Here is a 26,231-nt window from a genome sequence, read left to right on the forward strand (position 1 = left end):
CTAGCTCGCCCATGCGTTGCCTGATGTTCGTTTGCATCCTGATCTGCAGCCTGCCCACTTTCGCCCTCGACCGGTCGCGGGTGGAAGGCTACCTGTTGCCCAACGGCCTGCAGGTGATTCTGAAAAATGGCTACGAGCGTGACCATGTGGCGATACGCCTGGTGGTCGGGGTTGGGCTGGATGATTTCGATTGCGAGCAGAAAGAGCTGCCGCACCTGCTTGAGCACCTGCTGTTCAGCGGCATCGATGAAACCGGCGAAGGCGGCCTGGAAGAGCGCCTGCAGGCGCTGGGCGGGGAATGGAACGCCTTTACCAGCAGTGCCGATACCACTTTCGTCATCGAAGCACCGGCGCGCAACCAGCGCAAGGTACTCGACCTGTTGCTGGCGGTCATCCGCGATACCCACATCGATGCCAAGGCCCTGGCCACCGCCAAACGCATCATCGAACGCGAGGATGGCGGCCACTACGGCCACCTGCAGCGCTGGCTCGACCGCCAGGACATCGGTCACCCCGCCAGCGACCAACTGGCCACCGAGCTGGGCCTGAAGTGCCCAGAGCGCTCCAACGTCGACGACATGACCCTGGAACAGGTCCAGGCCCTGCGCGACCGCTGGTACGCCGCCAACAACATGACCCTGATCATGGTCGGTGGCCTGGACCGCCTGTTGCCAGCCTATCTGGAACGCTCGTTTGGCGAGCTGCCGGCCACCGAGCCAGAAGAGCGCCGCAACCTGGATAGCATCACCCAGCAAGCCGAGCAGCGTCGCGATCTGACCCGTGGCTGGCTCGGTGACAGCGTGAAACTGCACTGGCTTTTCATCGAGCCGGTACTGGACAACGACCACCAGGCCACCCTCGACCTGCTGGCACGCTACCTGGACTGGGCCATCTACGACCAGCTGCGCCTGCGCAATGGCTTGTCCTATGGGCCCTCGGTGCAGCGCGAAAGCTTCGGTGACACCGGCCTGCTCAGCGTCAATGCCGACCTGGAGCGCGATGACATCGACAAGGCCGTAGCGGTCATGCAGCGGTTGTTCAAGCACCTGCGCAAAGAAGGGCTGGACCCGGATACGTTCGCCCGCATCAAGGATGCCAGCGTCGCCAAGGAAAGCTGGAGCACCCAAGGCAACAGTGCGTTGGCCGACTACTACTGGGGGGCGCTGAACGACTACACCGACGGCCGCTTCACCAACCCGGTGCGCAAACTGCGCCAGGTCACCCTGGAGCAAGCCAACCAGGCGATGCGGGAATTGCTCAGGGAAGACGGCTACGTACGCATTGAAAAGCCGCTGCTCGGTTATGACGAATTCTATGGGCTGGGTGCCCTGTTGGTAGGGCTGATCGTGGCCGCGGGGCTGTTGCGCTGGCGGCGGCATGGCCCACAGCGGCCGAGCGGTGCTACACGCCGGCGGTGAATCAGCGGTATTCTTTTGCCAGTACTGGCCTCTTCGCGGGTAAACCCGCTCCTACAGGGACCCCACTGTTGCAGAAGCTGTGGTGATCCAGTGGGAGCGGGTTTACCCGCGAAGCGGCCGGCACAGCCACCCAACTCTCTCCTGTTGTAGAGCCAATGCCTCAGATCCCCCGCATCGTCCAGCGCATCATCGAACTGCTCAAACGCTATCCCGGCATCATCGCGCTTGGGGGTTTTCTTTCCGGCATCGGCAGCTTCATCCTGGTCGACCGCCAGGCCGGCCTGGCCAGTTGGGTTGCCGTGCTGATGCTGGTGAGCTGGGTGTGGCTGATGCTGGAAAACTTACTCACCGGCCTGTTCGCGCGCACGTTCAACCGCGAAATCCCGCAGCCACTGCTGCGCTACGCCACGCAGATGATCCACCAGGAAACACTGTTCTTCGTTTTGCCCTTCTTCTTCATCACCACGACCTGGAACAGCGGCCAGTTGGTGTTCACCGGCCTGCTCGGCGCTGCCGGCCTGGTGTCGATCATCGACCCGCTGTACTACAAATGGCTCGCTCCGCGGCGCTGGCTGTTCCTGGCGCTGCATACCCTCACCCTGTTCGCTGCGTTGCTCACGGCGCTGCCGATCATCGTCCACCTGACCACCGCGCAAAGCTTCAAGCTGGCGCTGATCATCGCCATGGCGCTGTCGTTTCCCAGCTTGGCCAGCAGTTTTCCGATCAACAACTGGCGCCGGGCTGTGGCCTTGTTGCTGGTCACGCTGTCGGTGGGTGCTGGCGGCTGGTGGTTGCGCTCCTGGGTACCGCCGGCAACCCTGTGGATGACCGAGGTGGCGGTGAGCACCGAAGTGCTGAACCGCCAGCCAGGCGAGTCGCTGCACGAAATTGCCGCCAGCAGCATTCGCAGCAGCGGCTTGTACGCCTATACCGCCATCAACGCACCACGCGGCCTGAATGAGCGGATCTACCACGTGTGGCAGAAGGACGGCCAGGAGGTGGACCGCATTGCCCTCGACATCCACGGTGGGCGCAAGGAAGGCTACCGGGCCTGGACGCACAAGCAGAACTTCCCACCCAACCCGGCGGGCAGGTGGCAGGTGCGGGTTCTGACCGAGGATGGCCAAGTGATTGGCGTACTGCGCTTCAAGGTGGTCGACGATGTGCCAGCCGGGTAATCAATACCTGCTGGTACACAGCACATAATCACCAAACAGCCCCGGCCTGCTGCGCTATGATCAGCCCCTGAGCCTTAGCGCCGAGTCAGTTGCATGGAGCCTATGACCACCCCCAGCCTCACTCTGGATACCAGCCGGCAACCGGCCTGCCTGCGCATTGCCGGTGACTGGACCTTGGCGCACTACGCCAGCCTGAAACGCGACAGCGAGCGGCTGCGTGCGCAATACACCCCCGACACCGTCGCCGACCTCAGCCAGCTGGGGCGCCTGGACACGGCCGGTGCGTCGCTGCTGGCCGAACTGCTCGGCACCGAGCGCCTGTCGCGCTGCACCCACGACCTGCCGGAAGCCAGCCGGGCGCTGCTGAAGAATGTCTACCAATCGGTCCAGGACTACTGCATCCCGGTCAAGAAGCCCGAGCGCAACGTGCTGCTGTTGCTGCTGGAGCGTATAGGCTGCGCCGTCGGCACCCTGTGGCAAGACAGCATGCAACTGCTCGGCTTCATCGGCGTCATCCTCGAAACGCTGCTACGCCGTGCCCTACAGCCACACCGCTGGCGCATCACCCCGGTCGTCGCCCACATCGAACAGACAGGGCTGGATGCCGCGCCAATCGTGGCCTTGCTGACCTTTCTGGTGGGTGCCGTGGTGGCCTTCCTTGGCGCCACGGTGCTGGCCGACTTCGGCGCAACGGTGTTCACCGTCGACCTGGTGGCGTTCTCGTTCCTGCGCGAGTTCGCCGTGTTGCTCACCGCCATCCTCATGGCCGGCCGCACCGCCAGCGCATTTACCGCGCAGATCGGCTCGATGAAAGCCAATGAGGAAATAGACGCGATCCGCACCCTGGGCCTCAACCCAATGGAACTGCTGGTGGTACCCCGGGTGCTGGCGCTGCTGATTACCCTGCCGCTGCTCACGTTCGTCGCCATGCTTTGCGGCATCGTCGGCGGGGCCGTGGTGTGCGCCCTGTCGCTGGGCATTTCGCCGGCCATGTTCCTGTCATTGCTGCAAAGCGATATTGGCGTGCAGCACTTTCTGGTCGGCCTGGCCAAGGCGCCGTTCTTTGCCTTTCTGATTGCCGCCATTGGCTGCCTGGAAGGCTTCAAGGTCAGCGGCAGCGCCGAGTCGGTCGGTGCACACACGACTTCGGCCGTGGTGCAGTCGATCTTCGTGGTTATCGTGCTCGACGCGGTGGCCGCGCTGTTCTTCATGGAGATGGGCTGGTGAACCGACGTGAGAGCGTGATCGAAGCCCGCGGCATCTGTAACCGCTTTGGCCGGCAAGTGGTGCATGAAAACCTCGACCTGGACCTGTACCGCGGCGAGATCCTTGCCGTGGTGGGCGGGTCTGGTAGCGGCAAGTCCGTGCTGCTGCGCAGTATCATCGGCCTGCGCCGCCCCAACGAAGGGCAGATCAAGGTGTTCGGCCAGGACCTGGCCGGCCTGCGCGAAACGCAGCGCTCATTGGTCGAACGGCGTTTTGGCGTACTGTTCCAGAAGGGCGCGCTGTTCTCTTCCCTGACAGTGACCGAGAACGTTGCCCTGCCACTGATCGAGCATGCCGGGTTATCCCGCGCCGATGCCGAGCACCTGGCCGGGGTAAAGCTGGCATTGGCCGGGCTGCCGATCTCGGCGGCCGACAAGTACCCTGCTTCTTTGTCGGGGGGCATGATCAAGCGCGCAGCGCTGGCCCGGGCCCTGGCCCTGGACCCGGACATACTGTTCCTCGACGAGCCGACCGCAGGCCTGGACCCGATCGGCGCTGCGGCCTTCGACCAGTTGATCCTCACCCTGCGCGATGCGCTCGGCCTGTCGGTGTTCCTGATCACCCACGACCTCGACACCCTGTACACCATCACCGACCGCATCGCCGTACTCTCGCAGAAAAAGGTCCTGGTGGCCGGCCCATTGGCCGAGGTCGAACAGACCAACGACGCCTGGATCCAAGAATACTTTCACGGCCCACGCGGGCGCGCAGCCGAACAGGCCGCCACCCGCACTGGCCAGGAGCGCTGAGCAATGGAAACCCGAGCCCATCACGTTCTTATCGGCCTGGTCACCGTCCTGGTGGTAGCCGGTGCCATGCTGTTCGGCCTGTGGCTGACCAAGTCCAGCGTCGACGATGCGTTCAAGGACTACGAAGTCGTGTTCAACGAGGCAGTTTCCGGCCTGTCTCGTGGCAGCCCGGTGCAGTACAACGGGATCAAGGTGGGTGACGTTTCCACCCTGCGCCTGGACCCTAAAGACCCGCGTCGGGTATTGGCACGGGTGCGCCTTAGCGGCGATACCCCAGTCAAAGAAGACACCCAGGCCAAGCTGACCCTGGCCGGGGTGACCGGCAACTCGTTCATCCAGCTCAGCGGCGGTACCCCACAGAGCCCCGAGCTGAAAGGCAAAGACGGCAAGCTGCCGGTGATCATCGCCTCGCCATCGCCCATCTCGCGCCTGCTCAATGACAGCAGCGACCTGGTGACCAACATCAACTTGCTGCTGCACAACGCCAACCAGATGTTCTCCGAGGGCAACATCGACCACCTCAGCAATACCTTGGCCAACCTCGACAAGACCACCGGCGCCTTCGCCGGGGAGCATGGCAGCATCAGCCAGGCTATCGAGCAACTGGTCCAGGTAGGCAAGCAGGCCAGCGCGACCCTGGCCGAAACCCAGGTGCTGATGCGCAATGCCAATGGCTTGCTGGGCACCGAGGGCAAGCAGGCCATCGGCAGCGCCGAGCAAGCCATGCAGTCGTTGGCGCAGAGCACTGCCACCATCAACAGCCTGCTGAAGGACAACAGCGAAGCCATCGGCGACGGCGCCCAGGGCCTGAACCAGCTGACCCCGGCCATCCGCGAACTGCGCGAAACCCTCAACGCACTCAAAAGCATTTCCCGGCAACTGGAAGCAGACCCCAGCGGCTACCTGCTCGGCCGCGACAACAACAAGGAGTTCCAGCCATGAAATCGTCGCTGCGCTTAGTGGCTTTGGCGGTCACGATTGGGCTGGCCAGCGCCTGCTCGATCCTGCCCACGAGCGAGCCTGTGGACCTGTATCGCTTGCCCGTCAACCAGGTCAGCCGCAGCGCGCCGCCGCTGGACTGGTCATTGCGCCTGAACAAACCGCTGGCCAGCGAGGTATTGGCCGGCCCACGGATTGCGGTCATCCCGCAGGGCAATGTGGTCAGCAGCTACAAGGGCGCGCGCTGGAGCGATCCGGCCCCGATGCTGCTGCGCAACCGGCTGCTCGACGGCTTCCAGCGCGACGGGCAGGTGCAGCGCCTGAGCGCCGACGACAGCAATTTGCAGGCTGACTACGAGCTGGCTGGCGAGTTGCAGGCGTTCCAGAGCGAATACCGCGCGGACGGCACCGTGGAGGTGGTGATCCGCTATGACGCACGGCTGGTGCAAGGCCGCACTCAGCGTATCCTCGCCAGCAAGCGCTTCGAGGTCCGCCAGCCGCTGGCAGACAAGCAAGTAGCCGGGGTAGTGGCCGGGTTTGGCCAAGCGTGCGATCTACTCACCGGGCAGGTGGTCGAGTGGGCGATTGCCCAGGCAGGCAGCAGCACAACCCGCTAGTGTTTACCCGTTGATGCGGTGCAGGCCTGCAGATCGTTCAGGCAAAGAACCAGTAACACACGCAGATGGCTGCCACTACACCAGAGAACTCGGCCAGCAGCGCACACCCCACCGCATGCCGCACACGCTGGATGCCCACCGCGCCGAAATACACCGCCAGCACATAGAAAGTCGTCTCGGTACTGCCCTGGATGGTTGCCGCCACCAGGGCAGGGAAGCTGTCCACCCCTTGGCTCTGCATGGTCTCGATCAGCATTGCCCGCGCCGCGCTCCCGGAGAACGGCTTGACCAACGCTGTCGGCAGGCCTTCGACGAAGCGCGTGTCCAGGCCCAGCCAGTTGACCGCATGGCGAATACCGTCCAACGCCAATTCCAGCGCGCCCGAGGCTCTCAGCACGCCCACAGCCACCAGCATGGCCACCAGGTAGGGCAGCAGGTTCTTGGCGACGTCAAAGCCCTCTTTGGCGCCCTCGACAAAGGCTTCATATACCTTCACCTGCCGCAACGCACCGATCACCACGAACAGCAGGATCACGCCAAACAGCGTCAAGTTACCCAGGATCGACGACAAGCTGGCCAGTGCCGCTGCCGACAATGTGCCCAGGAAGGCCATGAAGCCACCCAGCAGCAGCGCACCGGGGATGAAGTAGGCAAGTACGACCGGGTCCCACAAACGCAGGCGTTGCATGACGGCCACCGACAACAGCCCGACCAGGGTCGAGACACTGGTGGCCAGTAGGATCGGCAGGAACACCATGGTCGGGTCGGGCGCGCCTTGCTGGGCGCGGTACATGAAGATGGTCACAGGCAGCAGGGTCAACGAAGAGGCGTTGAGCACCAGGAACAGGATCTGCGCGTTGCTCGCCGTGGTGCTGCTGGGGTTCAGCTCCTGCAACGCGCGCATGGCTTTGAGGCCAATCGGTGTGGCGGCGTTGTCCAGCCCCAGGCCGTTGGCCGCGAAGTTCATGGTGATCAGGCCCAGTGCCGGGTGGCCGGGTGGTACTTCCGGCATCAAGCGCGCAAACAACGGGCCCAGTACCTTGGCCAGCCATTCGACGATGCCGGCCTTTTCGGCAATTTTGAGAAAGCCCAGCCACAGGGTCAGAGTGCCAAACAGCAGCACCATCACCTCGACCGAGAGCTTGGCCATGGCAAAGATGCTCTCGACCATGGCCGCAAAAATGCCCGCGTTGCCGCCTATCAGCCATTGGGCCAGGGCGGACACTGCCGCCACCAGGAAAAAGCCGAGCCAAAGGCCATTGAGCATCCGTGTGTTCCCCCAGAAAAGTGCCCGAATGATAGCGTATCGGGGCGCAAGGCTGCAGACCGCGGCCGCGCAACATCACAGACAACAAAAAGCCCCGACGGGTCGGGGCTTTTTGTACAGCGGGGTATGAACTCAGCGCTTGGCCGCTTCGCCAACCACCGCAGTTTGCTGTTTGTCAGCCATGAGCGAGACGTAGTACTGCTCACCCTTGGCCGCATCGTACATGCCTTCCCAACGTGAGATGACCAATGCCGCCAGGGCGTTGCCGATCACGTTCAGCGCGGTGCGGGCCATGTCCATGATGCGGTCGACGCCGGCGATGAAGGCCAGGCCTTCCAGCGGAATGCCCACGCTGCCGAGGGTGGCCAGCAGTACCACGAACGAAACGCCTGGCACACCAGCAATACCTTTGGACGTGACCATCAGGGTCAGCACCAGCAGCAGCTGCTGGCTCCACGACAGGTCGATACCGTACAGCTGGGCAATGAAGATCGCCGCAATGCTCTGGTACAGGGTCGAACCGTCGAGGTTGAAGGAGTAGCCGGTCGGTACCACGAACGAGCAGATCGACTTTGGTGCACCGTACTTCTCCATTTTCTCGATCACCCGTGGCAGCACGGTTTCCGAACTGGAAGTGGAGTAGGCCAGGATCAGCTCATCTTTCATGATGCGCATGATCTTGATCACCGAGAAGCCAAACAGGCGAGCCACCAGGCCCAGTACCATGAAGGCGAAGAAGGCAATGGCGAAGTACACCAGCAGCACCAGCTTGGCCAGCGGCAGCAGCGAGCTGAAGCCGAAGTTGGCGACAGTCACGGCGATCAGGGCGAACACACCGATCGGTGCGTAGTTCATGATCATGTGGGTGACCTTGAACATGGTTTCCGATACGGCCTGGAAGGTACGTACCAGCGGGTCACGCAGCTCTGCCTGCAGGCTCGACAGCCCCAGCCCGAACATGACCGAGAAGAAGATGATCGGCAGCATTTCGCCACGCATCAGCGCTGCGAAGATGTTCGACGGGATCAGGTTGAGCAGGGTCTCGATGAAGGCGTGCTCATGCTGCACTTCGGCCGCGGTCGCCTGATACTTGGAAATATCCACGGTACCCAGCGTGCTCATGTCGATACCGGCACCGGGGTGGAACAGGTTTGCCAGCACCAGGCCGACGACGATGGCGATCGTGGTCACCACCTCGAAGTAGATGATGGTCTTCAGGCCAATGCTGCCCAGTTTCTTCGCATCGCCAACCCCGGCGATACCCACGATCAGCGACGAAATCACGATCGGGACGACGATCATCTTGATCAGGCGAATGAAGATGTCACCGGCGGGCTGGAGGACGTTACTGATCCACCAGGCCTTTTCTGCACTGAAGTGGTTCAGCAGCGCGCCGATTGCAACACCCAGCACCAGACCGATGACGATCTGCCAGGCGAGGCTCAGTTTTGCCTTCTTCATGTCTTTACCCTTTGTTCTAGTGGTCATGACACCGGGTGGAAACAGGCGTGACAGAGCCCTTGGCCAAGTCACACGCAATAACGGTTTCCGTCCGGCGACGTTATGTAAGGACACCGCAGGCGAGCGACAGGGCGCCCTGGCCAGCGAAAAAGGCGGCAACTATTGCGATGGCAGGGGGGGAAATCTAATGCCTGAAGCGCATACCCCATGCAGGTTATGCATACCGTTTTCGACCGACGAGGTAGGTTTGTAAGTCGTTGATTTATAACGTTCGGGATCCCGAACAAGACGAGACAGCCATATTCAGGCGGATCTGGCACTCTAAAAAGAAGTGACAAATATGACGCGTTCGACAATCCGAATGGCCGAAATGCCACAGGTGAGGGAGTCGATACGGAGGGAAAAAATTTGATGTACGGTCGAGACAAAATGTGTCTCGGGGAAGAACACGCGCAAGGAAAGAGGCATTTCCTACGTGGCTCCTCGGAAGTCAGGTCGGCTTGGGTATCCCAGCGATACCGCCGACCTGAAGCTTCCGATTCCGCCGTTCCTGACCCGGCCCAACGCTGGAGGCACTCCCTGTACCCCTAGGCCACTCCGATCATGTCTCAACCAGAACAGCCCGGCCCCTTGGTCATGTGCAACCCCTCCTCGGGGCGGCGCATCATAGAAGGCTGAACGCTACAAAGGTTCAGCTTCTATTTCGTGTCAGTGGGTGACCACTCACCGGCACTGGCAACCACGGCTCAGTACCAATTCGGGTCACGCTTGAGCTGCTCCTGCAGCATCGTCTTCATGCCGTCATCCGGCTTGCCCAGCCAGCGGTACTGCGCATGCCGGGTTGGCGACTTGTCCTTGGGCAAGCCTTCAGGCACCTCCACGAGCATGCCGTAGGCATCATCCTTGTCCCAGCTGAACGCAACGATCAGGCGCTTGTAGGTGCACTTGTCCTGGGCCTCGCACAGGGGGCCGACCAAGTACTCGTCGCCATCTTCCGTAACAGCAGACATTTGCTGCTCCGAGCTGCCAGTGAGGTTGACCACCCAATCGGGCAGGCGCTCCTCGCCTTTGATCGTGTCCTGCCAGGTTTCCCGGTATTCCGGGTCCGAACCCAGCAGCTGGTTGGCACGGACCTGGCCATCATTGGCAGCCAGTGCCGCTGCACTGCTACCCATCAGCAGGGCAGCAGCCAGGGCAGTGTGTAGCTTCCTGCTCATTGTCAACCTCGACCGCGTCCAAAGAAGAAGGAGGCTACAAACAGGACCAGGAAGACAATGAACAGGATCTTCGCAATACCTGTAGCAGCGCCGGCGATACCACCGAAGCCCAGAACGGCAGCGACAATGGCGATGATGAGGAAAGTGATAGCCCAGCTCAGCATGGTGTTTCTCCTTTCTTTTTCAAAACTTCAAACGGTCCGCCTTAGAACACCCAGCGGTCTTGAGGCACGACGTGTTCCAGAGTGGCCGGCGATGCCGCCTTGCCCTGGGAGGGCAACGGGTCCGCCGCCTTGACGAAACTGTTGGCCCGGGTCGACTGGATCTGGCTCAGCAGAGCTGTCTGTGCAGCCACCTGGTCGGCCAGACGCGCTGTTTGCCAGCTGTAGTAGAAGAGGCCGGCAGCCAAGGTCAAAACCAGTGCGATCCCTACCGACACCAGGTGGCGCAGTGACAGAGTGGCGACTTGCGAGTGGTTGACGGACTGGCGATTCATGCCGGCTCCTCCTGCTGTAATTTTTGTTCAAACCTGAACAGGTAATTGCAGCCTGCATGCCAGCCTCATAAATAAATAAAAATCCTTTAAAAACAATAACTTAACAATTTGGCCACAGGCGTATCAGGACGTATCCTGCACGATGGCCATGCTGGGGTCGTGCGAATTGCACGATCAGCCTTCGACCTTGGTCGCGACCTTCAGCAGATCGGCATCCACCCCCCGCACGCCAATGATCTGCCGGGCCATTTCCACGGCAATGGTTTTTTGCTCCGCACTGACCACCTCGCCGGACAACCGCACCATGCCCTCTTCACTGGCCACTTTGAGGTTCAGCCCATCAAGGTTGCGGCTGTAGCGGTAGCTACTCTGGATCTTGTCGATGATCCAGGGGTCGCTTGGCTGCGGGCCGCTTGGTGTCCCCACAGGGGTTTCCCGCGCTTTGGCCATGGCAGCGCTGTCGAGGCTGACAAGATTGTTCACCATGTGCACGCCATCGGTTGTGCGCGCCACCACGCCCGCCAGCTCCTTGGCCTCGGCGCTGTCGACTTTACCCCGCAAGGTCACCACGCCCTCGCTGCTTTGCACTTCGATTGCAGCCTTCTCGGTGGTACGGCTCCACAGCAACCGCGCACGGATCACCGCTGCCAGGGTGGCGTCCTCCAGGCGCTGGGCATAGGCCCGCAGCTCGAGCGGGCGCTCGACCAGTTCAGCGTTGACCTGCAGTTGGTTATCGACCTGCTCGACACCTCGGGTAGCCAAGGCCACGTCTTCGGCCAACCGGCGCTCCACCTCGTTTTCTACCTCGCCGGAAAGCCGCGCCTGTTTGCCGTCTACCTCGACTTTGATACGGAACGGGTTGAGCATGCGGTTTAGCGACAACGCCGTTTGCAGCGCCCCTTCAAGCCGGGCGTCATGCACGGGGTCCGCGAGAGCGGGGGTGAACACGGGAAGCAAAGCGGCTGCTAACACAGCGCTGCGTAGGGCAAAGGTCATGGCGTTACCTCCTTTTGTAGGCAAAAGCTGAAAATCATCGCAACCAATGTGCCACCCTATGCCTCTAAGCAAAGCACCGGGAAATGGGGCCTGAAGGCGTCGTTTAGCCATTGGCTAGCATGCAAAGGACAGAATCCTTCAGAATTGACCATGCAACTTGCCCGATTTTTCCCACACTAAATAAAGATCTACCCTTAAGGAGCGCAGGAAATGGAATCAGCCCAGGACAACCAAGGCCGCATTCTGCTGGTGGATGACGAGTCCGCGATCCTGCGCACTTTCCGCTATTGCCTGGAGGACGAGGGCTACAGCGTGGCCACCGCCAATAGCGCCGCCCAGGCCGAGAGCCTGTTGCAGCGCCAGGTGTTCGACCTGTGCTTCCTGGATTTGCGCCTGGGTGAGGACAACGGACTTGATGTACTGGCGCAGATGCGCATTCAGGCGCCCTGGATGCGCGTGGTGATCGTTACCGCGCACTCGGCAATCGACACGGCAGTGGACGCCATCCAGGCGGGTGCCGCCGACTATCTGGTCAAGCCCTGCAGCCCAGACCAACTGCGCCTGGCCACCGCCAAGCAACTGGAAGTGCGGCAACTCTCGGCCCGCCTCGAAGCGCTGGAAGGTGAAGTACGCAAACCCAAGGACGGCCTCGACTCACACAGCCCGGCGATGATGGCCGTGCTGGAAACCGCCCGCCAGGTCGCGACCACTGACGCCAACATCCTCATCCTCGGCGAGTCCGGCACCGGTAAAGGCGAGCTGGCCCGCGCCATTCATGGCTGGAGCAAGCGTGCACGCAAAGCCTGTGTGACCATCAACTGCCCGTCGCTGAATGCGGAGCTGATGGAGAGCGAGCTGTTCGGCCATACCCGCGGCGCCTTCACCGGCGCCAGTGAAAGCACGCTTGGGCGGGTGAGCCAGGCTGACGGCGGCACGCTGTTCCTCGACGAGATCGGCGACTTCCCACTGACCTTGCAGCCCAAGCTGCTGCGCTTCATTCAGGACAAGGAATACGAGCGCGTGGGTGACCCGGTTACCCGCCGGGCGGACGTGCGCATCCTGGCTGCCACCAACCTCAACCTTGAAGAGATGGTGCGCGAAAGCCGCTTCCGCGAAGACCTGCTCTACCGCCTGAACGTCATCACCCTGCACCTACCGCCCCTGCGCGAGCGCAGCGAGGACATTCTGACCCTCGCCGACCGCTTCCTCGCCCGTTTCGTCAAGGAGTATTCCCGGCCAGCACGCGGCTTCAGTGAAGAAGCCCGCGCGGCGCTGCTCAACTACCGCTGGCCCGGCAACATTCGCGAATTGCGCAACGTAGTGGAAAGAGCCAGCATCATATGCCCGCAAGAGCGGGTAGAAATCAGCCACCTGGGCATGGGTGAGCAGCCGGCTGGCAACGCCCCACGCGTTGGCGCCGCGCTTAGCCTCGACGAGTTGGAGCGTGCGCACATCGGTGCCGTACTGGCCGCCAGCGACACCCTGGACCAGGCCGCGAAGACCTTGGGCATCGACGCCTCCACCCTGTACCGCAAACGCAAGCAATACAACTTATGAAATGGCCACCCATGAAGCTGCGCACGCGGCTTTTCCTCAGTATCTCGGCACTGGTCACCGTGGCGCTGCTCGGTCTGCTGCTGGGCCTGGTCAGTGTTCTGCAGATGGCCACGATGCAACAGCAACTGGTGCGCGACACCACCCACTCCTTGGAGGTGGGGCTCAAGCTGCGGCAGAACCTTGGCGAGCAGTTGAACCTGATTCTGGATGACGACACCGCCCCGGAAAACCTGCGATCGCTGCAGGACAACTTCCAGTCCCTTCTGGCCAAGGGGCTGGAGCAAGGCGGCGAGCGCACCGGTTTCAGCAAAGCCAACAGCAACTATCAAGCCTTCCTCCAGGCTTACCGCGACAGCCCGGCCCCTGCCCGCAGCATGGGTGTGGACCAGCCGCTGGGCGCTGCATTCAATCAGGTCCGCACCGACCTGATCGACTCCCACAGGCAGGCCCTGGACCTGATTACCCGCAGCGAGGAGCGCAGCCGTGACCGCGCCTTGCTGGTCAGCGGTGTGCTGGGCTTGATGGGCCTGGTGGTGCTGGTACTCGGCTTTATCAGTGCGCACAACATCGCGCGGCGCTTCGGCCAGCCGATCGAGGCGCTGGCCACGGCCGCCGACCAGTTGGGCAAGGGCAATTTCGATGTCACCCTGCCAGTCACCCAGGCGGCCGAACTCAACCAGCTCACCCGCCGCTTCGGCTTGATGGCCGATGCCTTGCGCAAGCACCAGGCCACCAACGTCGACGAGCTGCTGGCCGGCCAGCAACGCTTGCAGGCGGTGCTGGACAGCATCGACGATGGCCTGTTGATCATCGACCGCCAGGGCCGGCTGGAACACCTCAACCCGGTAGCCCAGCGCCAGCTGGGCTGGAATGACAGCCGGGTAGGCAGCAGCCTTGCCGAAGCGTTGCAACGGCCAGAGCTGGAACAGCAGCTGCGCCAAGTGCTGCGGGGCGGCAGCCTGGACCGGCCACCAGACGACCTGAACATGGAGGTGGATGAAGAATCGCGCCTGCTTACCTACAGCCTGACCCCGGTCAGCCACCCACAGGGGCCGATTCTTGGCGCAGTGATGGTGCTGCACGACGTAACCGAGCAGCGCGCCTTCGAGCGTGTGCGCAGTGAATTCGTGCTGCGCGCCTCCCATGAGTTGCGTACGCCCGTTACCGGCATGCACATGGCCTTCGGCCTGTTGCGCGAGCGCGTCAAGTTCCCGCCAGAAGCGCGGGAGAATGACTTGCTGGAAACCATCGGCGAAGAAATGCAGCGCCTTACCCAACTGATCAACGACCTGCTCAACTTCTCGCGCTATCAAAGCGGGCTACAGAAACTGGAGCTGGCTCCCTGTGCCATCGACGAGCTGGTGGAGCGGGCACAACTGCGGGTTGCCGACCAGGCTGCGCACAAGCAGATCGAGTTGGTCAGCGACCTGGAGCAGCCACTGCCGCGCATCCAAGCCGACCCCGCGCAACTTGATCGGGTGCTGGACAACCTGCTGCACAACGCCATCCGCCATACCCCCAAGGGCGGGCGCATCCGCTTGCACGCCCGCCGCCATGCGGAGCGGGTGATCATCAGTGTCGAGGATAACGGCGAAGGCATCGCCTACGGCCAGCAAGGGCGCATTTTCGAGCCCTTCGTGCAGGTTGGCCGCAAAAAAGGTGGGGCGGGGCTGGGCCTGGCGCTGTGCAAGGAGATCGTGCAACTGCATGGCGGGCGCATGGGCGTTTTTTCGCGGCCGGGGCAGGGCACGCAGTTCTATATGGCATTGCCAGTCTGACGCACGCCTACACCCTACGCGGGTCGTCGCGGCAGATGCCCGCGTGTGACCATCTGGGCAAACTGCCTGGCCGTCAACGGCCGGGCAAATAGCCAGCCCTGGCCGTAGTTGACCCCTTCACCGCTCAACAGCGCCGCTTGGTCCTCACTCTCGATACCTTCGGCAATCACCCGCAGGTGGAGGTCGTGGGCCATGCGAATGATGTGTGGGGCAACGCCACTGCTGGCGGCATCATGGCCAAGAGCGTCTATGAACGCCTTGTCGATCTTCAGGCAGTCCACCGGCAACGTCTGCAGGTAAGCCAGGCTGCAATAGCCAGTACCAAAATCGTCGATCAGCACCTGATGCCCTGCGGCGCGCAGTGCCTGCAGATTTTCGCGGGCCACTACCACGTCGATCAAACCCCGCTCGGTCACCTCGAAGGCAATCTGGCTGGGCGCCACCCGGTGCAACGCCAGCAGGCGCGCCGATACTCGGCCGATGCGCGGCTCCATCACATCGCAAGCCGCCAGGTTGATCGAGATATAAAGGTTGGGGTGCGAACGCAGCAACGGCCCAAGTTGTTCAAGCACACGTTGCAGCACGAAGTCCGTGATCTGGCGGATCTGCCCGGTGTCTTCCGCCAGCGGTATGAACAGGTCGGGGCTGGTCAAGGTACCGTCCGGGCGGCGCCAGCGCACCAGGGCCTCGGCGCCCACACAACGCCGGCTGCCAAGCTCGATGATCGGTTGGTAGAGCACCTGCAGCTCGCCACGGCGCAGTGCACCCTGCAGCTCTGAGCTCATCGAGCGCCGCTGCAAGATCAGCTGCAACACCAGCCAGCCGATGAAGCAGGCGGCCAATACGCTACCCGGGAACAACAGCCAGAGCATGCCGTTCATGCGCAGGGGCAAGCTGACACGCGGGGCGATCAGCACCAGTTGGTAGTCAGGCGACTTGGTTGGCATGCGGTAGATCAGGCGGTCACTGAGTTCGAGCAGCGACTTGTGGCTATGCGACCAGGCCGAGGGCGGCGGCCATACCGGTGGCGGGCCCAGGACCGGAATGGCGCGGGCACCGTTGTCGAGAACTACCACCAGGCTGCCACCCGGTGGCAGGTCGACCACATCGGTCAGGTGCCCACGTGAGGTCGAGACCAGGAACCTGCCCCGGCCGAGCATCAGCGCGGCGAGGTTCTCGTTCGGCTCGGTGGTGGTGTTGAGCCAGTAGCTGTAGACCGGCCCCTTGATGTCCGGCGGCCGCAAGGGCACGAACGCGCGCTCGTTACCCCGGTTTGAACAGGCGACATTGCCGTCCACGTAGGCCGCTTCGTAAATGAACCGCGAACTCAAGCCCACCTGCTGCAAGGCGGCCAACATGGCCGGGCTGCATCCACGCAGCGGCTGTGCCTGCAACTGGTCGACACCCTCGCGCAATTGGCCGAATACCTGCTCCAGGCGCTCGAGAAAACGCTCGCCCTGGGCGTTCATCTGCTCGGTTTCGCTCTGTTTCAGCTGCTGCAGGGCGATGCCGACGCTGGCAGAAAGCAACAGGGCGGCGCTGGCCAGTGCTGCCAGCGTGGCGAGCATCCAGGGACGGTAGAAAATTTGACGCAGCAAGCCAATGGCAGACGACATGGACGGCATCCAGTTGATAACTAAGGTATAGCAACTGAATCAGTAATCACCTGCGCCGTTTAGCGCTTCGCTTGCCCATGCCAGGCCCCGGCCAGCACGGGCAACGCCCCTGTCACCGCGCGCGGCCTGGTGACAGTCAACGGGTCCGGTTGAGCACCTGCAGCATGGCCGCCGTCTGCGCATCCGGCATGCCGTCGAAACGTTGCGGGCGGAAGCGCATCTGGAAGGCAGCGATGACATGCCGGGTGGCTACATCGAGCACGCCTGTTTGCTCGATCTGATAACCAAACCGCGCCAGCTCCTGCTGATACCAGCCAACGCTGGGCGGGTTGACGTTGAAGTACGCTTGTTGCTGCGCCACGGCGTTGGCATCTGGCCAGACCCCCAACCCAGCATCGGCCAGGCGTTTCCACGGGAACAAAGGGCCCGGGTCAAGCTTGCGCAATGGGGCGATATCGCTGTGGCCAATGATATGCCGGGGCTCGATATTGTTACGTTTGACGATGTCCTTGAGCAACGCGATCAGCGCCTGGATCTGCGCCTCGCTATAGGGGTACCAGACCCGCCCGTTGGGTGTGTCGGCAAAGCCTGGGTTGACGATTTCGATGCCGATGGACGACGAATTCAGCCATGTGCGCCCCTGCCACTGGCTGTCACCGGCATGCCAGGCGCGACGGCTCTCGTCCACCAACTGGTACACCGTCGCCGGGCCATCACCAATCAGGTAATGGCTACTGACCTCACCGTGGGTGAGCAATGCCAGCGAGCGTTCCAGCGAGGCATTGGTGTAATGCAAAACAACGAACTGGATACGGTTGTCCTGGTTCGCCGAAGGGTGGCTGCGGTCGATGCGCAGGCCCGTGGAGCAACCGGCGACGGTGAACAGCAGAAAGGTGATCAGGGTTTTTTTCAGCGTGGAAAGCACGTCGGAGGCCTCGGCGTAAGAGCGCTACAGTATAACGTGCTCGCCAGCAGCAATGTTTGCCGCGAGTCAGTGGCTGCCCATCAGTTTTGTTCCACGCGATTACGCCCGAGTTCCTTGGCCCGGTACAACGCGGTGTCGGCGCGCTTGAGCACCTGGTCTGCGCGCTCGCCAGCGCGGAACGCCGCCAACCCGATGGAGGTGGTGATCACCACCCGTTCACCCTTGAAGTGGAACGGGCAGGCCTCGATGGTCGCCCGCAGCAGTTCAGCGGCTTGCGCAGCCGCCGGCGGGGCCGTCTGCGGCAGCAACAGGACAAACTCTTCGCCACCGAACCGGGCTATGAAGTCACGGCCGCGCAAGCACTTGCGCAACTGGCCGGCAACGATCTTCAGCACTTTGTCCCCGGCCAGGTGCCCATAGCTGTCATTGATGCGCTTGAAATGGTCAAGGTCGAGGATCGCCATTGCCAGATGGCCGCCCTGGGCCTGCCATTCGAGCATTTCCCGTTCCACCCGCTCGCTCCAGGCCGCCCGGTTGGGCAGACCGGTGAGCGGGTCGAGCAGGGCCTTTTGCCGCTGCTCTTCCAAGTGTTCGCGGTAACCGAGTGCCTCGTGCTCCATGCTTGCCACACGCTCCGACAACCCCTGCAGGCGGTTGGCCAGTTCCTGCTCGCGGCGATCACGCTCGTGCTTGTGCTCGTCCATGGTCACCAACAAGCCTTCCAGGCGGTTCTCCAGGATGTGCTTGAGGCTGTCGACATCGGCGGCACCTTGCACGCTGCTCTGCAACCCGTCTACGTGCTCGCGCAACTGGGTGTCCAGCGCGCGGGCGGCACTGCTGTTGTCGGCATGGCCGGCGCTGGCTTCATGCAGATGGCTCTGGAACCCCTCCAGGCGCTCGTTGAGCTGCTGCAAGTAGGTTTCAAATTCATGCTGGCCACTGTCAGTGATCGCCAGCATCAGCACTGCAAGGTCATCCAGTACCGGGATCAGCTCATACCAGTTCAGGCCGCGGGCCACCCGCGCACGCATCTCCAGTGCCTGGGCCTTGTGCCGCTCGGGCAGGCTGAGGTCGTCGAGCAGGCCGAGCAAGGTTTGCTCGATGTGTGCAGCGACCTGACTGTACGGCGGCTCCACCGCGTCGGGGAGGGCATAAGGGCCGTCTTCGCCGAACATTGGTTCCATTTCCGCTAGCGGTGCAGGCTCCGGCAGCAGCTGGCTGACCACGTGTTCGGCAGCAGGCGCTTCATCTGGCTGCGGCACTGGCGATGCGGGTATTTCGGCCGCATCGATCAGCGCGGGGCCAGCTGCTTCTGGCGCTGGCTCGGGCGCTGCGGGCAACTCGGCCGCCGGTGCAGCAGGTGCTGGCAACGGTTGCAACGCATCGATATCAACATTCGGGTCGGCATCGGGGCTGGGTGGCGCTGCGTGCGGTGGAGCCTGGGCACCCGGCACCGCTTCGGGCACAAGCGCCGGCTCCGCTTGGGCATCGTCATCGCGGCTGCCGAACAACCGCTGCAGAAAACCGGGGCGGGTTTCTTCACCCGGCTTGCCCAAGGCGGCCAGCGCACGCCCCTGCAAACCGCTCAGCTCACCCAGCAATGGCGGCAGGTCGCGTGACTGGGTAACGCCCCCATCGAGCTTCTTCGCCAGCTTTTTCAGCGGCCGGGCAATATCACCAGGCAGCGGCAGGTTCTGTAATTGGCCCACCAGTGCAGCCAGGGCATCGCCAACCTGGTTCATGCGGTTTTCGCGGCGCTGCTCCGAATCCAGCACCGCCTTCTCCAGGCGCGGAATCAGCCCGGCAAGGCCAGCATCCATGTTGTCGCTGCGAATGACCTCGCGCATCTCTTTCATGCACGCGTCGACCACCTTGTCACTGCCTTCGGCAGCCAGGGTACTGCGCACCAGGCCACGGCGCAGCAAGTCGAGACGGGCGTCCCAACGACGTTCGAGCTTTTCTTGCTGCTCGATGGCTTTGAGGTATTTTTCTTTCCAGCGCTCGGCTTCTTCGGTCATGCCTGGATCCGCGACGGGTGATACATCTGGGGCTGTCTGATTACACGCTGTCGGCGCGCACGCCCAACACTTGAGGGCGTGCGACGCCTTGGCTGATTCAGCTCAAGGCCGGCAGCGTATCCACAGTCAATGCATCAGGCAATCGGATCTCTACCGCCACCGGAAGGTGGTCGGAAATAGGCTGGGCCAACACCTCGACACGCTCCAGTGTAAGGCTGGAACTGAGCAGAATGTGGTCCAGGCACCGCTGGGGTCGCCAACTGGGGAAGGTAGCTTCGACCTGCGGGGCCACCAGGCCCAGGTCACGCAGGGGCGAGTGCTCGAGCAGGTCGGTGGCGTGGGTGTTCATGTCGCCCATCAGCACCTGGTGGCGGTAGCCGCCAATCAGCTCGCGGATATAGCCCAACTGCAGGGCGCGGGTCTTGGCGCCGAGGGCCAGGTGCATCATCACCACGATCAGCGCATCCTCGCCTTCACCGAACCGCACCAGAATTGCCCCGCGACCGGCGGGGCCCGGCAACGGGTGGTCTTCGAGCAATTGCGGCTTCAGGCGGCTGAGCACGCCGTTGCTGTGCTGGGCAAAACGCCCAAGGTTGCGGTTGAGCTGTTGGTACCAGTAGGGGAAGGCACCCAGCTGCGCCAAATGCTCGACCTGGTTCACGAACCCGGAACGCAGGCTGCCACCATCGGCCTCCTGCAGGGCCACCAGGTCGAAATCGCTCAACAGCTTGCCGATCTTCTGCAAGTTGCCGGCGCGCCCGTTATGCGGCAGCAGGTGCTGCCAGCTACGGGTCAGGTAATGCCGATAACGCTCGGTGCTGATGCCGACCTGAATGTTGAAGCTGAGCAGCCGTAGGCGACCATCGTCCGGCAGGCCGGGTGCCTGCAGGTGATGCTCGTTGACCTGCGGCTGGTGCAGGCCAATGCCACGCGTAGCTCTGAAGCGGGGCATGGGATACGCCGCTTACTTAGCGGCGCGCTCCTTGGCGATCAGTTGGTCGGCGACATTCAGCACGCCTTCGGGCCCACCTGCGGTACCCAGGTCGAAGCGGTACTTGCCGTCGACGACCATGCTCGGTACGCCAGTGATTTCGTACTTCTTCGCCAGTTCCTTGGCCTGCTTGATCTGGCCCTGGATGGCGAACGAGTTGAAGGTGGAGAGGAACTTGTCCTTGTCCACGCCCTGGGTGGCGAGGAAGTCGGCCATGTCTTGCGGGTCAGTCAGGCGCTTGCGCTGGTTCTGGATAGCATCGAACACCGCCGCGTGCACCTTCTGCTCAACGCCCATGGCTTGGAGCGTCAGGAACATTTGGCCGTGGGCATCCCATGGGCCACCGAACATGGCCGGTACGCGCTTGAAGTTGACATCCTTGGGCAGTTTTTCGACCCAAGGGTTGAGCGTCGGCTCGAAATGGTAGCAGTGAGGGCAGCCGTACCAGAACAGCTCAACCACTTCGATCTTGCCAGGCACGGAAACCGGAACAGGGTTGCTCAGCTCGATATATTCCTTGCCGGCAGTGGCAGGCTCTGCGGCCTGCACCGCTGTCATACCGAATGCGCTGGCGGCGACCAGCGCAGCGCTGAGAATCAGTTTACGCATGCTTTACTCCTGAGCAATCATGGGTCGCCACTACGCGACCTGCCTTGAGACAGGCCGGGAAGGGCTTGAGTTCTGTAGTGTACCGGCTACGCACTGAAAAAAGGGTAGCCCAGCCACCCTTTCATCATTGGCCTGCAACATTAACTGAAAGTTAATGCCAGGCCCCTGAAGGCATGTGCAGCACCTGCAGGACTGCGCCGCCAGTCAGTGCAGGCCCTGGATATAGCTGGCCAATGCCTCGATATCGTGGTTGCTCAGCTTGCCGGCAATGGTGCGCATGGTCATGGCATCGCCGTCGTTGGTGCGGTTGCCTTCACGGAAGTCGGTCAACTGCTTGGTCACATACTGGGCATGCTGCCCACTCAAGTGCGGGAAACCGGCCAGGGCGATACCCGCGCCATTGGGCGAGTGGCAGCCGGTGCAGGCGGGCATGCCTTTTTCCAGGTCGCCGCCATTGAACAGCGCGCGACCGCGCTCGACCAGTTTGGGGTCGGCAGCCCCCACGCTGCCTTTCTGGCTGGCGAAGTAGGCGGCGATATCGGCCAGGTCCTGGTCATTGAAAGCAGCCAGCATGCCGGTCATTTCCAGCACGGTACGTTTGCCCGACTTGATGTCGTGCAGTTGTTTTTCCAGGTAGCGCTGGCCCTGGCCAGCCAGTTTCGGGAAGTTGGGTGCCAGGCTGTTGCCGTCGGGGTTGTGGCAGGCGCCACAGACGGCCGTCTTGGCCTGGCCGGCAGCGGCATCGCCTTTGATAGGTTGCGCAGCAGTGGCCGCACCTGCGACACCCAGGGTCAACAGCAGACTCACGACTAGTTTGTTCATCAGCTAATCCAACACGGCTAAGGGTGAAATGTTATGTATCGGGACTGCCACTCATCCAAAGGATGACCAAACGGTAGTCCTCGGCACTGCAGTCCATGCACAATCCACGCGGCGGCATAGCCTTGAAACCCTGGGTCACATGCCGGACGAGTACATCCATACCTTGCGCCAGCCTTGGCTCCCAGGCTGCCCGGTCACCCTGCCTGGGTGCCTGGGGCAATTGCCCGGTGTGGCAAGCCGCACACGTGCGGTTGTACAACACCTCGGCATCCTGTGTAGCCTGTGCGCTGAAATACGGCAGGAACATACCGACAGCTAGCAGCCATTTCGCCAGGCGAAACGACCTGACAGGGTTGGGGGACGCGCTGCGTTCTGATGCGCAAGCTATAGTTCGGCACCCCATGCCCGTTCCCCTTCGCTGGGAGAATGGGCACACAAAAACTGGGGCATTATATACTTCTGTCAGCCAAACGGAAACGACACCGCTTGCCGGCCTAGGCTTTGGCAACACCCACATCGGATATCCCATGCAAGTCAAGAACCCCATCCTCGGCCTCTGCCAGAAAGCCAAATTCGCCCTCAGCGCAGCCAAGGTCGAACAATGCCCGGACGATCAGGGCTACGAGGTGGCCTTTGCGGGCCGTTCCAACGCCGGCAAATCCAGCGCCCTCAACACCCTGACTCACGCCAGCCTGGCGCGCACCTCGAAAACCCCCGGGCGCACCCAGCTGTTGAATTTCTTCAGTCTGGACGATGAACGGCGTTTGGTCGACCTGCCAGGTTACGGTTATGCCAAGGTGCCGATTCCGCTCAAGCAGCACTGGCAGAAGCACCTGGAAGCTTATCTGGGCAGCCGTGAGTGCTTGCGCGGCATCATCCTGATGATGGACGTGCGCCACCCCATGACCGATTTCGACAAGATGATGCTCGACTGGGCCAAGGCCAGCGGCATGCCGATGCACATCCTGCTGACCAAGGCCGACAAGCTGACCCACGGCGCGGGCAAGAACACCTTGTTGAAGGTGCAATCGGAAATTCGCAAGGGCTGGGGCGACGGCGTCACCATCCAGCTGTTCTCGGCGCCCAAGCGCCTGGGCGTCGAAGAGGCCTATCGGGTGCTGGCGGGCTGGATGGAGCTGGAAGACAAGCCAGTGGCCTGAGGCCTGCAGCGCGGAGCATGGCCTGGGCTTCGCCCAGGCTCAGGCCAAATTGCGGGCAAAAAAAACCCCGGACTTCGTATGGGGAGGGGGAAGTTCGGGGTCCAAGTCCGGACCGCTAGGGCGGGGTCCAGATATCTGCCAACACTTAACACAACATAGGAGCATCGAAAGGCTTCACCAGCCATTCAGTTACTCTGAGTTCCGCTTCACTGGTTTAGTTCCGAAGCCCTGAAAACTATTTGCGATAGTTTCATGAAAGCCCAGCCCCGCGCGCGCCAGCGCTGCCAGGATCCGCGTCACCACGTCGCAGATCCTACACAGCTTTTCCGGCTCAATCAGTGAGCTTCGTCCCAGTTCGCACCAATTCCTGCTTCGACCAGCAGCGGCACATCCAGCTGCGCCGCCTTGCTCATGTGCTGGCGAATTTCATCTTTGACCTGTTCAACCAGGTCCTCGCGCACCTCAAGCACCAGTTCGTCGTGAACCTGCAGGATCACCCGCGCGTCCAGGCCGCTCTCGCTCAGCCAGTTATCCACGTTGACCATGGCGCGCTTGATGATGTCGGCGGCGGTACCCTGCATGGGCGCGTTGATGGCGGTACGCTCTGCCCCTTTGCGCAGGGCCGGGTTCTTGGCGTTGATGTCTGGCAGGTAGAGGCGGCGGCCAAACAGGGTTTCGACGAAACCTTGCTCGGCAGCCTGGGTACGGGTGCGCTCCATGTAGGCCAGCACCCCGGGGTAGCGGGCGAAGTAGCGGTCGATATAGTCCTGCGACTGCTTGCGGTCGACGCCGATCTGCTTGGCCAGGCCAAATGCGCTCATGCCGTAGATCAGGCCGAAGTTGATGGCTTTGGCTTTGCGACGCTGATCGACGGTGACGTTTTCCAGGGCTACACCAAAGACCTCCGCCGCCGTGGCACGGTGCACGTCCAGGTCGTTGCGGAAGGCGTGCAGCAAGCCTTCGTCCTTGGCCAGGTGGGCCATGATGCGCAACTCGATCTGCGAGTAGTCGGCCGCCAGCAGCTTGTAGCCTGGGCTGGCGATGAACGCCTGGCGGATTCGGCGGCCCTCGGCGGTACGGATCGGGATGTTCTGCAGGTTCGGGTCGCTGGACGACAGCCGGCCAGTCGCCGCCACCGCTTGCTGGTAAGAGGTGTGAATACGCCCGGTACGCGGGTTGATCTGCCCCGGCAGCTTGTCGGTGTAAGTGCTCTTGAGCTTGCTCAGGCTGCGATACTGCATCAGTACTTCAGGCAGTGGGTAACCCAGCTCCGCCAGCTCGTCGAGCACCGCTTCGGCGGTAGACGGCTGGCCTTTGGCGGTCTTGCTCAGCACCGGCATGCCCAGCTTGTCGTACAGGATCGCCCCCAGTTGCTTGGGCGAGCCCAGGTTGAACTCCTCGCCCGCCAGCTCGTAGGCGCGCCGTTCCAGTTCGGCCATTTTCTCACCCAGCTCACCGCTCTGGACGTGCAGCAGGGCTGCATCGACCAGTGCGCCCTGGCGTTCGATCTTGGCCAGTACCGGCACCAGCGGCATCTCGATGTCCATCAGCACCGGCTGCAGGCTTGGGGTCTGGGCCAGGCGGGCCTGCAACGCATGGTGCAGGCGCAGGGTGATGTCAGCGTCTTCGGCAGCGTAGGGGCCCGCCTTGTCCAGGTCGATCTGGTTGAACGTAAGCTGCTTGGCGCCCTTGCCGGCGATGTCCTCGAAGGCGATGGTAGTGTGGTCGAGGTACTTTTGCGCCAGGCTGTCCATGTCATGCCGGGTGGCCGTGGAGTTCAGCACGTAGGACTCGAGCATGGTGTCATAGGCAACACCGCGCATGGCGATGGCGGGCGAACCGTTGGCGAGGATGTTGATATCGTATTTGGCATTCTGCCCGACCTTGGCCTTGGTCGGGTCTTCCAGCAGGGGCTTCAAGGCCAGCAGCACGGCGTCGCGGTCCAGCTGGGCCGGCGCGCCCTCGTAGTCGTGGGCCAGCGGAACGTAGGCCGCTTCATGGGGCGCCACCGCGAACGACAGGCCGACCAATTGGGCCTTCTGGGCGTCCAGGCCGGTGGTTTCGGTGTCGAACGCGAACAGCGGCGCCTGGCGCAGCTTCTCCAGCCAGGCCTCGAAGCGTGTTTGGTCGAGGATGGTTTCGTACTTCGGCTCGACCTTGGCCACCGGCTCCGCGACCGGCGCAACGTCATCACCCACCCTGGCAGCCTCCCGCTGCACGTCGGCAACCCAGCTCTTGAACTCCATCTCGGTGTACAGCGCCAGCAGCGCATCGCGGTCAGGCTCGCCGCACACCAGCGCCTCGACCTCGACGTCCAGCGGCACGTCGACCTTGATGGTAGCCAGCTCATACGACAGGAACGCCGCGTCGCGGTGCTGTTCCAGCTTGGCCGGCAGGGTCTTGGCACCGCGAATGGCCAGTGCCGGCACCTTGTCGAGGTTGGCGTACAGGTCGCTGAGGCCGCCACCAATACCGGTCAACAGGCCCACGGCGGTTTTCTCGCCCACACCGGGCACACCGGGGATGTTGTCGACCTTGTCGCCCATCAGGGCCAGGAAGTCGATGATGTGCTCCGGGCCGACGCCAAACTTCTCATGCACGCCCGCCACGTCCAGCACGCTACCGGTCATGGTGTTGACCAAGGTAATGTGGCCATCCACCAGCTGCGCCATGTCCTTGTCACCGGTCGAGATGATGACCGGACGGCCCAACGCGGCGCTGCTGCGCGCCAGGGTGCCGATCACGTCGTCGGCCTCGACCCCTTCGACGCACAACAGCGGGTAGCCAAGGGCCTTGACGCTGGCGTGCAGCGGCTCGATCTGCACCCGCAGGTCGTCGGGCATGCTCGGCCGGTTGGCCTTGTATTCGGCGAACATGGCGTCACGGAACGTGCCACCCTTGGCGTCGAACACCACGGCAAAGAGGCTGTCGGGGTATTGCTTGCGCAGGCTCTTGAGCATGTTCAGCACACCCTTCACCGCACCGGTCGGCATGCCCTTGGACGTGGTCAGCGGCGGCAGCGCGTGAAAGGCGCGGTACAGGTAGGAGGAACCGTCCACCAGGACGAGGGGCGCTTGGCTCATGAGCAGAATCAACCTTTTCGACGGGTCCGGCGCTAGAATAGCCAGAATCATTGACGACAAAGGGACTA

General features: G+C 62.5%; 23 protein-coding genes. 9 read left to right on the forward strand and 14 right to left on the reverse strand.

The annotated features are described in order from the left end of the window. Window positions 1-11 precede the first annotated feature (11 nt). From QME24_RS14055 to QME24_RS14080, 6 genes are all read left to right on the forward strand, one after another. The gene (locus QME24_RS14055) at window positions 12-1,418 is read left to right on the forward strand and encodes a pitrilysin family protein (RefSeq protein WP_054904514.1); all 1,407 of its coding nucleotides are present in this window, start codon (window positions 12-14) and stop codon (window positions 1,416-1,418) included. Window positions 1,419-1,573: 155 nt separating this feature from the next. Beyond that, complete coding sequence (locus QME24_RS14060; RefSeq protein ID WP_280091333.1) at window positions 1,574-2,596, forward strand: DUF5924 family protein; 1,023 nt, start codon at window positions 1,574-1,576, stop codon at window positions 2,594-2,596. Between the two features lie 93 nt (window positions 2,597-2,689). Then, window positions 2,690-3,823, forward strand: coding sequence for an MlaE family lipid ABC transporter permease subunit (locus QME24_RS14065; protein ID WP_054904512.1), 1,134 nt, complete (start codon window positions 2,690-2,692; stop codon window positions 3,821-3,823). Beyond that, a complete protein-coding gene (locus QME24_RS14070) occupies window positions 3,820-4,611 on the forward strand; it encodes an ATP-binding cassette domain-containing protein (RefSeq protein ID WP_009683570.1) in 792 nt (263 codons plus the stop codon). The genes QME24_RS14065 and QME24_RS14070 overlap by 4 nt, the downstream gene beginning before the upstream one ends. 3 nt (window positions 4,612-4,614) lie before the next feature. Continuing rightward, the gene (locus tag QME24_RS14075; RefSeq protein ID WP_054904510.1) at window positions 4,615-5,553 is read left to right on the forward strand and encodes an MlaD family protein; all 939 of its coding nucleotides are present in this window, start codon (window positions 4,615-4,617) and stop codon (window positions 5,551-5,553) included. Beyond that, window positions 5,550-6,167: an ABC-type transport auxiliary lipoprotein family protein gene (locus QME24_RS14080; RefSeq protein WP_054904509.1), complete on the forward strand. Its 618-nt coding sequence runs from the start codon at window positions 5,550-5,552 to the stop codon at window positions 6,165-6,167. Before QME24_RS14075 ends, QME24_RS14080 begins: the two co-directional genes overlap by 4 nt. A 37-nt stretch (window positions 6,168-6,204) precedes the next feature. Here QME24_RS14080 and QME24_RS14085 read toward each other — a convergent pair whose 3' ends face one another. The 6 genes from QME24_RS14085 to QME24_RS14110 all read right to left on the reverse strand — a co-directional run bounded on the left by QME24_RS14085 (window position 6,205) and on the right by QME24_RS14110 (window position 11,604). Next, window positions 6,205-7,434, reverse strand: a complete 1,230-nt coding sequence (locus QME24_RS14085; protein WP_054911443.1) for a spore maturation protein — start codon at window positions 7,432-7,434, stop codon at window positions 6,205-6,207. A gap of 132 nt (window positions 7,435-7,566) precedes the next feature. After that, window positions 7,567-8,895, reverse strand: coding sequence for a glutamate/aspartate:proton symporter GltP (gene gltP / locus QME24_RS14090; RefSeq protein WP_260777515.1), 1,329 nt, complete (start codon window positions 8,893-8,895; stop codon window positions 7,567-7,569). Window positions 8,896-9,641: 746 nt separating this feature from the next. Further along, complete coding sequence (locus tag QME24_RS14095; protein ID WP_192441368.1) at window positions 9,642-10,112, reverse strand: inhibitor of vertebrate lysozyme family protein; 471 nt, start codon at window positions 10,110-10,112, stop codon at window positions 9,642-9,644. A gap of 2 nt (window positions 10,113-10,114) precedes the next feature. Further along, window positions 10,115-10,276, reverse strand: coding sequence for a DUF1328 domain-containing protein (locus QME24_RS14100; RefSeq protein ID WP_003252966.1), 162 nt, complete (start codon window positions 10,274-10,276; stop codon window positions 10,115-10,117). Between the two features lie 41 nt (window positions 10,277-10,317). Beyond that, on the reverse strand, window positions 10,318-10,608 hold the full coding sequence (locus tag QME24_RS14105) for a hypothetical protein (RefSeq protein ID WP_029885352.1): 291 nt from the start codon (window positions 10,606-10,608) through the stop codon (window positions 10,318-10,320). A 174-nt stretch (window positions 10,609-10,782) separates the two neighbouring features. Then, complete coding sequence (locus tag QME24_RS14110) at window positions 10,783-11,604, reverse strand: BON domain-containing protein (protein ID WP_054904507.1); 822 nt, start codon at window positions 11,602-11,604, stop codon at window positions 10,783-10,785. 210 nt (window positions 11,605-11,814) lie between these two features. Between QME24_RS14110 and algB the strand changes: the two genes are divergently transcribed. Both algB and QME24_RS14120 read left to right on the forward strand, forming a co-directional pair. After that, window positions 11,815-13,161: a sigma-54-dependent response regulator transcription factor AlgB gene (gene algB / locus QME24_RS14115; protein ID WP_029885350.1), complete on the forward strand. Its 1,347-nt coding sequence runs from the start codon at window positions 11,815-11,817 to the stop codon at window positions 13,159-13,161. Next, complete coding sequence (locus QME24_RS14120; protein WP_009683579.1) at window positions 13,158-14,939, forward strand: KinB sensor domain-containing domain; 1,782 nt, start codon at window positions 13,158-13,160, stop codon at window positions 14,937-14,939. The genes algB and QME24_RS14120 overlap by 4 nt, the downstream gene beginning before the upstream one ends. Before the next feature lie 14 nt (window positions 14,940-14,953). Here QME24_RS14120 and QME24_RS14125 read toward each other — a convergent pair whose 3' ends face one another. From QME24_RS14125 to QME24_RS14155, 7 genes are all read right to left on the reverse strand, one after another. Next, a complete protein-coding gene (locus QME24_RS14125; RefSeq protein ID WP_054904506.1) occupies window positions 14,954-16,555 on the reverse strand; it encodes an EAL domain-containing protein in 1,602 nt (533 codons plus the stop codon). Window positions 16,556-16,691: 136 nt separating this feature from the next. Beyond that, a complete protein-coding gene (locus QME24_RS14130) occupies window positions 16,692-17,480 on the reverse strand; it encodes an N-acetylmuramoyl-L-alanine amidase (protein ID WP_029886308.1) in 789 nt (262 codons plus the stop codon). Window positions 17,481-17,560: 80 nt separating this feature from the next. Continuing rightward, window positions 17,561-19,498: a GGDEF domain-containing protein gene (locus QME24_RS14135; protein ID WP_280091334.1), complete on the reverse strand. Its 1,938-nt coding sequence runs from the start codon at window positions 19,496-19,498 to the stop codon at window positions 17,561-17,563. A gap of 97 nt (window positions 19,499-19,595) precedes the next feature. Beyond that, window positions 19,596-20,450 carry an endonuclease/exonuclease/phosphatase family protein gene (locus tag QME24_RS14140; RefSeq protein ID WP_054904504.1) on the reverse strand — a complete coding sequence of 285 codons (855 nt, stop codon included), beginning with the start codon at window positions 20,448-20,450 and terminating at the stop codon, window positions 19,596-19,598. Window positions 20,451-20,462: 12 nt separating this feature from the next. Continuing rightward, window positions 20,463-21,098 (reverse strand): thiol:disulfide interchange protein DsbA, encoded by a 636-nt coding sequence (gene dsbA, locus QME24_RS14145; protein WP_280091335.1) that lies wholly within the window; start codon window positions 21,096-21,098, stop codon window positions 20,463-20,465. Window positions 21,099-21,302: 204 nt separating this feature from the next. Then, window positions 21,303-21,920 carry a c-type cytochrome gene (locus tag QME24_RS14150; RefSeq protein ID WP_009683585.1) on the reverse strand — a complete coding sequence of 206 codons (618 nt, stop codon included), beginning with the start codon at window positions 21,918-21,920 and terminating at the stop codon, window positions 21,303-21,305. 31 nt (window positions 21,921-21,951) lie between these two features. Further along, a complete protein-coding gene (locus QME24_RS14155) occupies window positions 21,952-22,254 on the reverse strand; it encodes a c-type cytochrome (RefSeq protein ID WP_029886304.1) in 303 nt (100 codons plus the stop codon). Between the two features lie 193 nt (window positions 22,255-22,447). On the opposite strand from QME24_RS14155, the gene yihA reads away from it, so the two are divergent. Further along, entirely contained in the window at window positions 22,448-23,080 is a 633-nt protein-coding gene (gene yihA, locus QME24_RS14160; RefSeq protein WP_009683587.1) for a ribosome biogenesis GTP-binding protein YihA/YsxC, read from the forward strand. Window positions 23,081-23,415: 335 nt separating this feature from the next. Here the strand turns inward: yihA and polA are convergent, their stop codons facing one another. Continuing rightward, window positions 23,416-26,163: a DNA polymerase I gene (gene polA / locus QME24_RS14165; RefSeq protein ID WP_192441366.1), complete on the reverse strand. Its 2,748-nt coding sequence runs from the start codon at window positions 26,161-26,163 to the stop codon at window positions 23,416-23,418. Between the last annotated feature and the right edge of the window lie 68 nt (window positions 26,164-26,231).

The organism is Pseudomonas sp. PARCl1 (assembly GCF_947311875.1).
In the GTDB taxonomy this organism is placed as follows: domain Bacteria; phylum Pseudomonadota; class Gammaproteobacteria; order Pseudomonadales; family Pseudomonadaceae; genus Aquipseudomonas; species Aquipseudomonas juntendi.